The following is a 13,088-nucleotide window of genomic DNA, read 5'->3' as shown; positions in this document are numbered from 1 at the left end:
GCGTGTCACGGCCATATGAACCTGCTTCAGAACGGAAACAAGGGGTGTGTGCCGTCATTTTAATCGGCATATCCGCTTCATCAGTGATGGTGTCGCGCACCATATTCGTGACCGGAACTTCAGCAGTCGGAATCAAAGATAGCTTACGAGGTTCTTCATCATTCACTTTTTCAGTCAGTGGCTCCGTGTGGAAAAGGTCGCCACCGAACTTTGGTAACTGCCCAGTACCAAACAAGCTATCTGAATTGACAAGATACGGTACATACATCTCAGTGTAGCCATGTTCATCGGTATGCAGATCCAACATAAACTGCGCAATCGCGCGATGCAGACGAGCAAATTTACCTTTCATGACGATAAAGCGAGCGCCAGTGATCTTAGTAGCACTGGCAAAGTCTAACCCACCGCTAAGCTCACCCAGGTCAACATGATCTTTTACTTCAAAATCGTAAGATTTAGGTTCTCCCCAACGAGAGATTTCAACGTTGTCGTTTTCATCTTTACCATCGGGGACAGCATCATCTGGAAGGTTGGGAACCGACAACGTAATCTCTTCAAGCTTACTTTGAACAACAACCAGTTCCGCTTTTTTAGCTTCCAAATCACTGCCTAGCGTACCGATCTGCTTTTTAATCTCTTCGGCACCCGCTTTGTCACCAGACGCCATTTTCTGGCCGATTTGCTTGGAGATGGAGTTGCGCGTGGATTGTAAATTTTCGACTTCTACTTGAATGGATTTACGTTGCTCTTCAAGTTGACCGATGGTGTCTACGTCAAGTTTAAAACCGCGACGTGCTAATTTTGCAGCTGTTTCATTCAGCTCAGTGCGAAGTAATTTAGAATCCAGCATTGCTAATCCTATGCCTTATAGTTGTGGAAAACACACCAACATAACACTTAAGAAAGCGGTGATGTGTAAAGAAATTATAATCGAACAAATGTATCCAAAAACACTCACTTTTCATAGCGCTTTCGTGGGCTTTTTGCATCTAAACTAGCCAAGTAATCTAACTTTTCGCCAATTTTTGTCTCCAAACCTCTATTTGTCGGTTTGTAGTAACGTAAATGACTCATCTCTGGCGGCAGGTACACTTCGCCAGCAGCGTATGCTCCTTGCTCATCATGGGCGTATCTATATTCCGCGCCATAGCCCAAATCTTTCATTAAACTTGTCGGGGCATTACGAAGGTGTGCAGGCACCTCATATTCCGGATACTCTTTTGCATCTCGAAGGGCTTGTTTCCATGCGGTATAAACCGCATTACTTTTGGGTGCACATGCTAGGTAAACTATCGCTTGAGCAATGGCTCGCTCACCTTCAGCTGGGCCGACTCGTGTAAAGCAATCCCATGCCGATAATGCAATTTGCATCGCTCTTGGATCAGCGTTACCGATATCTTCTGAAGCAATCGCCAGTAATCTTCTTGCGATATAGAGTGGATCACACCCTGCTGAAATCATTCTGGCAGACCAATACAAAGCGCCATCAGGGTTCGAGCCTCGTATCGATTTATGCACCGCCGATATTAGGTCGTACCAAATATCCCCTTTGTTATCAAAACGAGAGACTTTTTCACCCGCAACCTCCGCGAGCAATGGTAGGGTGATTTGTTTGATGCCTTCCTCTTCTTCTGCCATATCGAACAGAAGTTCAAGATAGTTGAGTGACATGCGAGCATCACCGTTGACCAATTCAGCCAGCCGATCCAGTACATTGTCATGGAAATGAGCGTTAACCTTACCAAGGCCTCGCAGTTCATCACCCAAAGCCTGCTCTAAAGCTTGTAGAATCTCTAACGCAGATAGCGACGTGAGCTTGTATACTCGCGCCCGAGACAACAGTGCGTTGTTCAATTCAAACGAAGGGTTTTCCGTAGTTGCGCCAATAAAAGTCACCGTACCATCTTCGATATGAGGTAAAAAAGCATCTTGTTGAGACTTATTGAATCGATGAACTTCGTCGACAAACAAAATTGTGCGTTTGCCAATATTCTTATTTTCTCTCGCTTTCTCTATGGCGGCGCGGATTTCTTTAATACCCGAAGTCACCGCTGACACTCGCTCTACTTCTGCATCAGCATAGTTCGCGGCGACTTCAGCAAGCGTAGTTTTCCCCGTGCCAGGCGGCCCCCATAAAATCATAGAGTGGATATGACCCGCTTCTAAGGCCCGTCGAAGCGGTTTGCCTGGCCCTAATATGTGCTGCTGACCGATGTACTGTTCCATAGTTTCTGGGCGCATGCGTGCCGCAAGTGGACGAAAATCTTCATCTCCTGAGAAATCTAAGCTTAAATTACTCATGGTTAGTTCCTTTGGTCATCAACCTCTACGCCCTCTGGAACCACAAATACAAAGCGACCGTTTTTTGGTAACTCTAGTTTCACATTACTAAAGCTAAACAGTCCACGTTGCCCATCTTGCTCAATGACGTTAAACCCTTTCACAATCCCTTTGTCGTCGATATCAATTTGAAACTGGCCTTGCGTTGAATCCGCCGTTTTAGGCGTTAGCGTGAAGCGGTCATTTTGTTGCGATACCGTATAGTTATTCCAATCACTTTCTTCATTGCGAGTGAGTAAAATAAAAGGGGTTTGTTCAACCGCTTGTTTTTGCCAGTACAGGCTCACTTGCTCAATAAATGGACTGTAATACCATAAGGTTTCACCGTCCGAAATCAGCGTATTTTCATCTGGATATGTCGTTTCCCATCGAAACTTACTTGGCCTTGCAATTTCAACAAGACCTTCCCCTTCCATCACAATATCCCCTTCAGGGCTAACGATCTGCTGACTGAACGTAGCAGTGAATCCATCATTTAAAGAAAGTCGGGTACTCAATTCATCTTGGGGTGTGGCGAAAGCAGAAAAACTGACCACTATTGAGCAATGGGCAAGCAGTAGAAGGCTCCACTTTTTCATTTAATATACTCCTGATTGTTTCAGCAAAAACATTCTTGTTTTATGCATCGGGTTAATTTGTCTAAAGCCTTATTGACCACAGCATTGTTTGAATTTTTTACCACTAGAACACGGACAAGGATCATTGCGGCCAATACCTCTGTACGGATTGACACTTTGACTTTTGCCACCGACCATAGCTTCGTCAGCCGCGAGTGCGACTTCACTCACCATAAGGTCAAGCTGACCAATAAAATCTGATAATGTCGGGGGTGTTTCAATACCAGCATTTTTCATCTGCTGTTGTGTCTGCTCCTCGTCAATTGACAACATAAATAGAGTCAACAAGGCCTGAAGCATGCGCATCGAACCATCGTTTAGCTGTATTTCCTGCCATTGAGGTTCAACAACGGCCCAAACGGTCATAAAGCCACTGGCAAATTCAACCAACTTATCGTGAGTGTGTTCAACCTCTAATAATGCAGAGGCTTCATATTCATTTCGTTGCAATCGATTAAACTGCGCATGAATCTGTTCCGTTACCAGGCTTATGTGACGTGGCGATGCATCTGAAAAAATTCGGTCCACCCATGCTTCTGGGGCGATCGGCTTAACAGAAAAATTGGCCGCCAAAATAGCGCCTTCGATAGTTTCGGCGGAAACATCGCTCGTTAAAGTATCTAAGTTGATAAGCTGGTAAGTCATGTCATTTTAAAATCTAAAGAAAAACAGCGAATATTATAGCCTGAAGCAAGGTGTTAGTGACAATCTTATCGTGAGCCTCTACAATCGCGCTGCCAAAATACTCTTCTACCGCTAACCACCGCAAAAGGCGATACATACATGCGTGTCATTTTAGGCCCTATGGAGGGCGTTTTAGATCACTTAATGCGAGAAATTCTCACCGATATCAATGATTATGACCTTTGTGTCACTGAATTTGTTCGAGTGAGTGATCAAGAGCTTCCTGAGCATGTATTCCACCGTCTATGCCCTGAATTGTTGACAGGATCTCAAACAAAATCAGGTGTTCCTGTGCATATTCAGCTACTCGGTCAACACCCTAAATGGATGGCAAAAAACGCGATTCAAGCTGAAAAATTGGGAGCCAAAGGGATTGATTTGAATTTTGGTTGTCCTGCCCGACTTGTCAATAAAAGCAGAGGCGGCGCGGCATTACTACAACACCCAGAGTTAATCCATGATGTAGTTCAGGCTTGTCGAGAAGCGGTTTCAGACCATATTCCCGTTTCAGCAAAGATCCGTCTTGGTTGGGAAAATCCCGATGATTGTTTCCATATAGTGGAAGAGATTGAAAAAGCGGGTGCCAACGAATTAACGGTTCACGCTAGAACCAAGTCAGGCGGCTACAAAGCCAGTGAAATCAAGTGGGATTACATAAACGAAATCCGTAAGAGTTCTTCTATTCCTCTTATTGCAAACGGAGAAATTTGGAACTACGAAGACGGCCAACGTTGTATCGAAACAACCGGAGTCGATTCTTTGATGGTCTGCCGGGGCGCATTTAATGTCCCTAATCTTGGTAATGTGGTTAAACACAATCACAAACCAATGCCATGGGCTGATGTGGTTGAACTATTACTGGCCTACTCCAAATATGAAATGGCTGGAGATAAGGGAATGTACTACCCGAACCGGGTCAAACAATGGTTTGCTTATTTAAAGCAACAATACCCTCAAGCCAATGATCTTTTTCGAGAGATAAGAACGTTCAAAACAGCACAACCGATTGTCGAACATATCAAATTATATCAAGCCCAACAGACGTTTTGATAAACGCACTAATAAACGCCCTAATAAACAAGTTGATTCTTACCTGATGTTTTCGCTTTATAGAGCTTTTCATCGGCGTTCTTAATCAGCTGCGGAAAATCGATATTAAAACTTGGCGTTACTATCTCAACCCCACCGGACACCGTAAAGCCAGTTTTAACGGCTTGTTTTGAATGTTGAGTAATCGCCAAGGTCACCCTGTCCAAGGCCTTTCTCAGTTGTTTTTCACCGTTTCCTTCAATATAAACCACAAACTCTTCGCCACCGAAACGAGCAGCGGCGTCATTGCTTCGAATGTTTTTATCTAACTGGTTCGCCATGTAACAGATAACATCGTCTCCTACATCATGACCATATTTATCGTTCACTCGCTTAAAATCATCGATATCGAAAATAGCCAACGCAAACATTCTTTCAGCCCTTCTGCGACTCAAAAAAACATCAAACCCACGACGATTCAGTAAACCGGTCATAGGATCACGTTCTGCTAGACCCTTAAAATGAGTGCGCTCTACATTAATGTTAACGTAAAGTAATGTCAGAACTAAAAATATGTGAATCAGCAAAATCCCCAGCAAACTGAATTTTTCGTGAACTATAAAGAATTTAGCTTCATCGATGAGGTTAGAGTCGTAAAAAATGACGTGGTTAAAAACAATACCTTCGTATTCGATATTTCGTAATCTGAATGCATGGTTGGGAACGGTATTTAGGTCGGTGTTGAATATTCGGATCTCACCGATAAGTTTGTCTCCAGTCTCAAGTAGCAGGTCTACATCAATGTCCAAGGAAATAATGCCCTCGAATATTTCCTCTGAATACACTGGAACCGTTAAACCCATAACATGTTTATTTAAAATAACCGAGTTAAGGGGGCCTAACACCGTGATCTTATCGTTATTCTTTGCCGTTTCTAGCCAATAGGGACGTGTTTGTATCGTATCCAAGAACTCTTTAGTGACGTTTCGAGCCATGGTATCTGGGGAAGAGAAAACGTAACCCTCTTTGTCAAAATAGTGGATACCTAGTATAAATTCATCAAGATCATGCATGAATGAAAGAGCGGGAGCTAGAGAAACTTGGCTAGAAATACGTTCGTATAATTCACTGTCTGCATTACAAATCGATTTATCACCCACCAACATATAGGTGATGTCAACCGCAGACATCATGTGAGACTTACCCTGGGCACGGAGCAATGACTCTATCGGCCAGATCTGACATAAATCTTCAACAACCTGCCTATTGTGCTCGAGCAGTATGAGCCCCCCCGTTTGAAAGTAATTCGTAAAGTTGTAGTCGAGAGCGGTTAATACTTTTGTTGAACGCAACATCGCTCTTTTAAGACGTTCGTATTCAGCCGAAATGTTATTATCCACAAAGTCGTAATGGCTCTTAACCACTAAGCTCATCAATACTACCGATACCACCAGAGGCATTAAAATTGCAAACTTCAAACTAAAATGTCGATTTGACTTCATTAAATAGCTCATTACATGAAAGAAAAAGAGCCCATTGAGAAATGTCTCGATAATGGGCTCATCATATTGTCGTGTTTTTATCAGAGTCAAGAATCAAGCATTAGTTCAACAATAAGCTGTCATCAGCGAGCTCTTCACCACGGACTTTACTAAACATCTCTAGTAAATCAGGTACTTTCATATTAGCACGCTGTTCGCCTGAAACATCCAATACTATCTCACCTTGGTGCAGCATAACAGTTCGATCTCCGCAGGCTAGGGCATCTTTCATCGAATGAGTCACCATCATAACGGTCAGATTAAACTCTCGAACAATGGTTTTAGTTAAATCGATGACAAAAGCCGCCATACGAGGATCCAGTGCTGCGGTATGTTCATCTAATAGTAGCAACTTACTGTCTGACAGTGTTGCCATTACCAAGCTTACCGCCTGACGTTGCCCCCCAGACAATAACCCAATGTGATCACTCAAGCGATCTTCAAGACCAAGCCCAAGAATGCTAATGCGCTCTTGAAAAAGCTTTCGCCGGTTCGAAGACAACGACAAATTCCATCCTCGTCTCTTACCACGCATATACGCCAGTGCCATATTTTCTTCAATGGTTAAATCAGCACATGTCCCCGCGAGTGGATCTTGGAATACACGAGCACATTGCTTTGCTCTTTGATCCACCGTTTTTTTCGTCACATCAAGCTCATCGATAATGACCCGACCACCGACCATAGGTGTCTCGCCAGTCACAGCGCCGAGTAAGGTTGACTTCCCTGCCCCATTAGAACCAATAACCGTTAAAAATTGGTGTTCAGGGACCTCTAAGTTAACGCCTCTCAGTGCTCGGTTTTCCAATATTGTTCCTGGGTTAAATGTCACTTGAATGTCTTCTAACCGAATCATACTGCTTCTCCTGACTCACTGTCCGTTTGAGAGTTTTGCTTCGGATTAACTTTAGAATTCATGCTCACCTGACTCCCTGCAGGTTTACTCGGCTTTTTTGACTTCATGTTCCCTTTTATTTTAGGCGCAATGAGGGCTATGGCGACAAGAACTGCCGTGACTAAGTTCAGATCCGAAGCCTGCAATCCAAACATTCCACTACTTAACGCAAAGGCAACAGCCAAACGATATAACACCGAGCCGACAATGACTGCGATCACGGCGACCCAAATTTTTCGTCCAGGGATTAGCGTTTGTCCCAATATAACGGCGGCTAAGCCAACAACGATGGTACCAACACCTGAGGTAACATCAGCAAAGCTATTCGTCTGCGCAAACAAAGCGCCAGAGAAGCCAACAAAGCCGTTAGACAAAGCCAACCCGAAATAGGTGTAAAAGGACGTGCTACCGCCCTGCGCCGAGACCATTCGCGAGTTCACCCCTGTTGCTCTCAATCCAAGGCCAAAATCACTGTTTAATAGCCTTACCACTCCCCAAGCGGAGATAAGAACAAGCAAACCAACAACTAATGGGCGGATGTAGAGTGAATCGCCAAGCGCTTCAAACGGCGTGAGAATGGTATCTTCTCCCAGTAAAGACATGTTAGGACGGCCCATGATTCGAATGTTAATCGAAAAAGCAGCAATCATCGTCAAGATGGAAGCAAGTAAATGAAGAATACCGCATCGAACGGCTAGAAAAGCAGTGACCCACCCTGTTGCCGCACCAGCGACAATCGCCATTGCAGTGGCAAGCCAAGGGTTTATTCCAGCAACGATAGCCGTCGCTGCAACTGCGGCTCCCATTGGGAAACTACCATCGACACTAAGGTCTGGAAAATCAAGAACTCTGAAAGTTAGGTAAACACCTAACGCCACAAGACCGTACAAAAGCCCGATCTCTAGGGCCCCAAAAAAAGCAAAAGCAGACATAACAACTCCCTTTGTACTGCTAAGCCAGTAATCCGATTACTGGCTGTATCACAGAGTTATTTTACGCTTGTTGCGCGGTCAAGTACTGACTGTGGAATCGCTATGCCGATCTTTTTGGCCGCCGCGGGATTCACGACTAAATCGGAACCTTTTGCTATTTTCACATCAAGATCACCAGGCTTGCTTCCTTCCAAAATTGCAACTACGTAATCCGCAGTCTGGTAACCCACTTGATAGTAATCAAAACCCAAGCTTGCTATTGCACCTTTCTCTACGTAAGAGGTCGCTCCACCTAATACTGGTGTTTTTGCTTGATTAGCAGCAAGAATCATCCCTTCAATTGCACTTGCAACGGTATTATCTGTTGGTGCGTAGAGAACATCAGATTTTGCAGCGATCGCTTGAGTCGCAGACTGAACATCAGCACTTTTTAGTGCAGTCGCCTCAATAACCTCTAACCCTTGTGCTTTCGCGCTCTCTTTAAGTAACTCAACTAATGCTACGGCGTTCGCTTCACCAGGGTTATAAACAACGCCAATGGATTTTGCTTCTGGTAAGATTTCTTTGATCAGCTCTACATGTTGATTGATCGGTGACAGATCAGAAAGGCCAGTAACATTTTTTCCTGGTTTTTCAAGCGTTTTAACCAACTTTGCACCAACTGGGTCGGTCACAGCCGTAAATACGATAGGAATATTTCGCGTCGCGGCGACCAGCGCTTGAGCGGTAGGTGTGGCAATACCGACTAAGACATCTGGATTTTCGCCTATAAACTGCCTTGCTATTTGCACGGCTATAGCTGGATTACCTTGCGCAGTTTTATAATCAAACTCTAAATTTTTTCCTTCTTCATAGCCTTTTGCTTTTAAGCCATCTAATAATCCTTGGCGGGTAGCATCTAATGCTGGGTGTTCGACAATCTGTGATACTGCAACTTTAGCTGTTTTTGCCATGATACTGGCTGATGAAAGTAACGCTGTACTTGCAATGATAGCCGTCGCTAGAATTTTACTTGCCTTCATCTTAACTCCTTGATTTAAGCAACTTAGTAGTCAATGTTGTGTTGGGTTATTATTGTTGTTGTGCATTTATCGTACACACTCAATATTAGTACCAGTTACTTAAAACAAAGGGAAGAACGCATTAACAATAAATCAACAAAAAAGAGACATAAGGACAGATTAGTCTCGATAGGCATGCAGTAGGATATTCCTGGGGGTCGTTTCGCGTGAACAAAATTGAGAGAGCGTTACCTGATAGCCATGCTGTTCTAGAAATAGAGCTTTATCAAGCACAAGCCATAACTCTAATGGACGCCGAAATGCTTGTTGAACCAAACTCAAACGCTCCATGTGCCAAAAACGTTGTATTCCGAGCTCCAAAAAGCGATTGAAATCAACATTAGGCAGTTCAATGCTCTTTTGACTCGCAGCCCAGTAACAAAATGCTTCAAAGCCTAGAGAGAGTTGTGATTTTTTAACACTCGGTATTGGTATATAAGTAGTTGTCAGCTTAAGTTCACGTAACATCACATCAAAGCTCAAACGGTAAGACATTTCGAGAAAGCGATGCCGCTTAACTCTTTCTCCGCCCGTCACCGTTTCAAGCAAAGGGATACGTAACTCTTGCTGATTAAGCGCCAATGGAGAGGATTGTGCCAACTGTGACATTGGCTGATATCGATCTGAACCAATTAAGTGATAGCAACAAGGAGAAATCGTCACCGCTGGCAAATTCATTGCTGCTGCCTTACTAAGAAGGCTGACGTGTAAATCCCCACAAGCATGGAGAGCAACAGCATGTTGATTGGAATTAATATAAGCTAAAGACTCATCAGTTAACGCATCGCCTTGAACAAATGTCATAGGAAGTTCTAAATGATCAGCACATTCCTGCCCTGCGAGACAAAGTGATTGTTGAAATTCAAAACTGGTGACTTTCTCCCCTGTTGTCGAGGCCAAAATCCGTCCTAAATAGCCTTTACCTGAGCACCACTCCAACCACTCACTGCCTTTGTGCAATTTCGCCGACGCATACCCCATTGACAGTATTTGATTCAGTTTCCTACCTGGAATGCCGTTATATAAATGGGGCTCTACCGCTATTGCCTGCTCACTATTGAGTGGTAAGTCAATGCGTTTATTCACCTCTCTTAATGCAGGAAAATAAGAATAAAGCGGCTCAGCTAGACTGTTTGGTGAAAGCTTAAAGTGCTCTATCTGCTCTATGGTGAGGCTATCTAGCCAAGCAGACAGACCAGGATGAGATTCGCACCAAGGGTACGGCTCATCAAAGCTTTGGTGGAAAGGTTCAAATCGCCAAAAAGGTTCGTTCGAACACAGAAACTGGTCAAGTATATGAAAAGTGTTGTTCATGACTTCCTCTTATCTCAATACAGTGTAAGGGGAAGTCTATCTATTAGAAAGAGATTAACGAACCGGGAGATCAATATCTTTAAACATTTCTTCTATTTCCGTATTTGATTTAAGTGATATCGCACGCTCTACCACAGGGCGAGTTAAGTGAGGTGCAAACCTTTCCATAAAGTCATACATATAAGTACGCAAAAACGTTCCCCGACGAAAACCGATACTGGTTGTACTGGCACCAAATATATGACTGGCATCTATTGCAATTAAATCACCGTCAGTGTTTTTATCAATGGCCATGCTAGCAATGACCCCAACCCCAACGCCCATTCTGACGTACGTTTTAATCACATCTGCATCGGTTGCTGTAAAGACGACTTTAGGCGTCAACCCTTCAGCATTAAAGGCTGTATCCAACTCAGAACGACCCGTAAAGCCAAAAACATAGGTTACTAAGGAATACTTAGCTAAATCGTGAATCGTGACGTTCTTCTTTGATGCCAGTGGGTGATCTTTTGTGACAACAATAGAACGGTTCCAATGGTAACAAGGAAGCATAATTGCGTCTTGATATAAGTGGAGTGCTTCAGTTGCTATGGCGAAATTAGCGGTTCCTTTCGCAATAGCTTCCGACATTTGGCTCGGAGTGCCTTGGTGCATATGTAAAGAAACTTTAGGATAACGGGTGGTAAACCCTTTAATCACTTCCGGCAACGCATAGCGAGCTTGCGTATGAGTTGTCGAGATGTTTAATGTCCCTTTCTCAGGATGCGTATGCTCACCGGCTACCGCTTTTATACTCTCTACCCGAGATAAAATTTCTTGAGAAATACGGATTATGTCGATACCAGCTGGTGTTACTTGTGTTAAATGTTTCCCACTGCGTTCAAATATTTCGATACCCAATTCATCTTCAAGTAAACGTACTTGCTTACTAATACCCGGTTGCGACGTATACAAACTTTCTGCTGTCGCAGATACATTTAGGTTATGATTTACAACTTCAACAATATATTTTAGCTGTTGTAGTTTCATTTTATGTCCTCGAAATCCTTGCCGACGGCACAGTGGGCAGTAATAGTTTATAATTATTAGTTATAACGTTAATGACGTATAATTGATAGAAAAATTGAAGCATGGATACTGTTGATTCCCCTGCCGCTGTGCACAATAACGATTTTTGCAGGCTAACACTCATATTACTGTGCTAATTCAAACTTTTGGTTAATAATAAAATGACAAACAGTGATAATAAAAAGCTCGACATTGTGGTGCCGAATGTTATCCAGATGGTGTATCCTAAAAAGCTAACCATCCAAAACACAAAGATATGGAATTTATGAATATTGGATTAATTATTGCTCTCGTAGCTGTCTTATTGGTATTGGTTCTTGGTTATAACATCATGTTGCAATACAAGGTCAAAGTAGAAACCGCCAAGAAACAAGAATCGGCTCGTTATATTGCGATCATTGATGCGACGGAAGATCTCATTGGTAACGCACACCATATACCTTTCAGTAAAGACCTTTTGGTCTGCTTGAATAATCGAATTCTTGACTCACTTCAAAACATGTTCGAGTTAGACCCTAAAAATAAACAGCTTGCTCAACGGCTTGAAAACATGAAGCAGCAAATCACTCAATTGAAAGAAAATTATCAAGGTGGTGACAGTACAACATTTAAGGTACCAAGCAGTGACAAACAAGCCATAGTCATGCTGAAGTTAGTGAAAAGACTACGAGATACCGTGCGTAGTGAACACAACAAAGGGCGTTTTGAAACGCAAGCTTTTGTTGCAGAGAATGCACGACTAGAAACCATTCAAGTCAGAATTAATATCGAGAATGTGATTAAGCGAGCTAACGACTCGATAGTTCGTGGCCAGCCAGGAACAGCACTGCAACTCTTGAAAAAAGGGATTGATGCCTTAAGCTCGAAAAATGATGCCTACTCAAACCAAGCTAGAGAAAAGCTAGAAGGTATGTTTAACGATCTCGAACAGAAACGACAAAACAAAAATGCGGAAGATTTACAAGGTATCGAAGAAAGAGAAAAAGAAGACGATATGGAAGCTCTGTTTGGCCAGAAGAAAAAATGGTAATCAAGCTATTACGTTCAAAGCAAGTACGTTTACAGCAATTACATTTTTAAATGAGTTCAAAAAAGTCGCATTATGATGCGACTTTTTTGTACATGATGTTTTTATCCAGTAAAAAGGCCGCATTATGCAGCCTGATTGTCATCTCGATAACACACTCGACGACTTACACTAGAGTTTTGTTAATTTCAGTCAGCACGAGTGCAGGGTCCGGCGCTTGAGTAATCGGTCTTCCAATAACAAGATAATCCGAACCAGCCTCAATGGCATCGACAGGTGTCATAATTCGCTTCTGATCACCCACAGAGGCTCCTACAGGTCTAATACCTGGTGTTACTAACTTAAAGGATTGACCAAGCTCTTCTTTCAGCAAAGAGGCCTCTTGAGCTGAACATACCACACCATCGAGCCCCGAATTCTTCGTTAGCGTAGCTAATCGAATAACCTGCTCTTGTGGCGTTATATTTAAACCGATTCCGGATAAATCAGCTTGCTCCATGCTGGTCAAAACGGTTACGCCAATCAGTAATGGACGATCTTTCCCGTAAGGCTCTAGGATTTCGCAGATCGGAAGAGCGGT

The 13,088-nt window shown here is 43.2% G+C and carries 13 protein-coding genes; 2 read left to right on the top strand and 11 right to left on the bottom strand.

Annotated elements, in window-relative coordinates:
* The 4 genes from ACP45E_RS06805 to ACP45E_RS06790 all read right to left on the bottom strand — a co-directional run.
* Positions 1-850, bottom strand: an 850-nt coding sequence (locus tag ACP45E_RS06805; RefSeq protein WP_069584826.1) for a serine--tRNA ligase, incomplete at its 3' end; no start/stop codon positions are given.
* A gap of 104 nt (positions 851-954) precedes the next feature.
* Positions 955-2,301 (bottom strand): replication-associated recombination protein A, encoded by a 1,347-nt coding sequence (locus tag ACP45E_RS06800; RefSeq protein WP_017033736.1) that lies wholly within the window; start codon positions 2,299-2,301, stop codon positions 955-957.
* Positions 2,302-2,303: 2 nt separating this feature from the next.
* Positions 2,304-2,918: an outer membrane lipoprotein chaperone LolA gene (gene lolA / locus ACP45E_RS06795; RefSeq protein WP_017038947.1), complete on the bottom strand. Its 615-nt coding sequence runs from the start codon at positions 2,916-2,918 to the stop codon at positions 2,304-2,306.
* A gap of 69 nt (positions 2,919-2,987) precedes the next feature.
* Positions 2,988-3,602: a YecA family protein gene (locus ACP45E_RS06790; protein ID WP_017038948.1), complete on the bottom strand. Its 615-nt coding sequence runs from the start codon at positions 3,600-3,602 to the stop codon at positions 2,988-2,990.
* A gap of 138 nt (positions 3,603-3,740) precedes the next feature.
* Between ACP45E_RS06790 and dusC the strand changes: the two genes are divergently transcribed.
* Entirely contained in the window at positions 3,741-4,691 is a 951-nt protein-coding gene (gene dusC, locus ACP45E_RS06785; protein WP_017033732.1) for a tRNA dihydrouridine(16) synthase DusC, read from the top strand.
* A gap of 20 nt (positions 4,692-4,711) precedes the next feature.
* Here the strand turns inward: dusC and ACP45E_RS06780 are convergent, their stop codons facing one another.
* From ACP45E_RS06780 to cysB, 6 genes are all read right to left on the bottom strand, one after another.
* A complete protein-coding gene (locus tag ACP45E_RS06780; RefSeq protein ID WP_017038949.1) occupies positions 4,712-6,172 on the bottom strand; it encodes a sensor domain-containing diguanylate cyclase in 1,461 nt (486 codons plus the stop codon).
* Between the two features lie 100 nt (positions 6,173-6,272).
* The gene (locus ACP45E_RS06775) at positions 6,273-7,067 is read right to left on the bottom strand and encodes an ABC transporter ATP-binding protein (protein WP_017033730.1); all 795 of its coding nucleotides are present in this window, start codon (positions 7,065-7,067) and stop codon (positions 6,273-6,275) included.
* The gene (locus tag ACP45E_RS06770) at positions 7,064-8,038 is read right to left on the bottom strand and encodes an ABC transporter permease (protein ID WP_017033729.1); all 975 of its coding nucleotides are present in this window, start codon (positions 8,036-8,038) and stop codon (positions 7,064-7,066) included. The genes ACP45E_RS06775 and ACP45E_RS06770 overlap by 4 nt, the downstream gene beginning before the upstream one ends.
* Before the next feature lie 56 nt (positions 8,039-8,094).
* Positions 8,095-9,060 (bottom strand): ABC transporter substrate-binding protein, encoded by a 966-nt coding sequence (locus ACP45E_RS06765; RefSeq protein ID WP_017038950.1) that lies wholly within the window; start codon positions 9,058-9,060, stop codon positions 8,095-8,097.
* Positions 9,061-9,219: 159 nt separating this feature from the next.
* Positions 9,220-10,413 (bottom strand): methyltransferase, encoded by a 1,194-nt coding sequence (locus ACP45E_RS06760; RefSeq protein ID WP_017038951.1) that lies wholly within the window; start codon positions 10,411-10,413, stop codon positions 9,220-9,222.
* Positions 10,414-10,467: 54 nt separating this feature from the next.
* The gene (cysB, locus tag ACP45E_RS06755) at positions 10,468-11,442 is read right to left on the bottom strand and encodes an HTH-type transcriptional regulator CysB (RefSeq protein WP_017033726.1); all 975 of its coding nucleotides are present in this window, start codon (positions 11,440-11,442) and stop codon (positions 10,468-10,470) included.
* Positions 11,443-11,746: 304 nt separating this feature from the next.
* Between cysB and ACP45E_RS06750 the strand changes: the two genes are divergently transcribed.
* The gene (locus tag ACP45E_RS06750) at positions 11,747-12,511 is read left to right on the top strand and encodes a hypothetical protein (RefSeq protein ID WP_017038952.1); all 765 of its coding nucleotides are present in this window, start codon (positions 11,747-11,749) and stop codon (positions 12,509-12,511) included.
* Between the two features lie 163 nt (positions 12,512-12,674).
* On the opposite strand, the gene pyrF is transcribed toward ACP45E_RS06750, so the two are convergent.
* On the bottom strand, positions 12,675-13,088 hold a 414-nt coding region (pyrF, locus tag ACP45E_RS06745; RefSeq protein ID WP_069584824.1), incomplete at its 5' end, for an orotidine-5'-phosphate decarboxylase.

Source organism: Vibrio genomosp. F10 str. 9ZD137, from assembly GCF_049974785.1.
Lineage (GTDB): Bacteria > Pseudomonadota > Gammaproteobacteria > Enterobacterales > Vibrionaceae > Vibrio.
This window is presented reverse-complemented; position numbering and strand designations above follow the sequence as displayed.

Bases quoted from the DNA above. Each gene is read 5' to 3' on its own strand.
- lolA (WP_017038947.1), bottom strand. From the start codon at position 2,918: ATGAAAAAGTGGAGCCTTCTACTGCTTGCCCATTGCTCAATAGTGGTC.
- dusC (WP_017033732.1), top strand. From the start codon at position 3,741: ATGCGTGTCATTTTAGGCCCTATGGAGGGCGTTTTAGATCACTTAATG.
- ACP45E_RS06770 (WP_017033729.1), bottom strand. From the start codon at position 8,038: ATGTCTGCTTTTGCTTTTTTTGGGGCCCTAGAGATCGGGCTTTTGTAC.
- ACP45E_RS06790 (WP_017038948.1), bottom strand. From the start codon at position 3,602: ATGACTTACCAGCTTATCAACTTAGATACTTTAACGAGCGATGTTTCC.
- ACP45E_RS06750 (WP_017038952.1), top strand. From the start codon at position 11,747: ATGAATATTGGATTAATTATTGCTCTCGTAGCTGTCTTATTGGTATTG.
- ACP45E_RS06765 (WP_017038950.1), bottom strand. From the start codon at position 9,060: ATGAAGGCAAGTAAAATTCTAGCGACGGCTATCATTGCAAGTACAGCG.
- cysB (WP_017033726.1), bottom strand. From the start codon at position 11,442: ATGAAACTACAACAGCTAAAATATATTGTTGAAGTTGTAAATCATAAC.
- ACP45E_RS06760 (WP_017038951.1), bottom strand. From the start codon at position 10,413: ATGAACAACACTTTTCATATACTTGACCAGTTTCTGTGTTCGAACGAA.
- ACP45E_RS06775 (WP_017033730.1), bottom strand. From the start codon at position 7,067: ATGATTCGGTTAGAAGACATTCAAGTGACATTTAACCCAGGAACAATA.
- ACP45E_RS06800 (WP_017033736.1), bottom strand. From the start codon at position 2,301: ATGAGTAATTTAAGCTTAGATTTCTCAGGAGATGAAGATTTTCGTCCA.
- ACP45E_RS06780 (WP_017038949.1), bottom strand. From the start codon at position 6,172: ATGAAGTCAAATCGACATTTTAGTTTGAAGTTTGCAATTTTAATGCCT.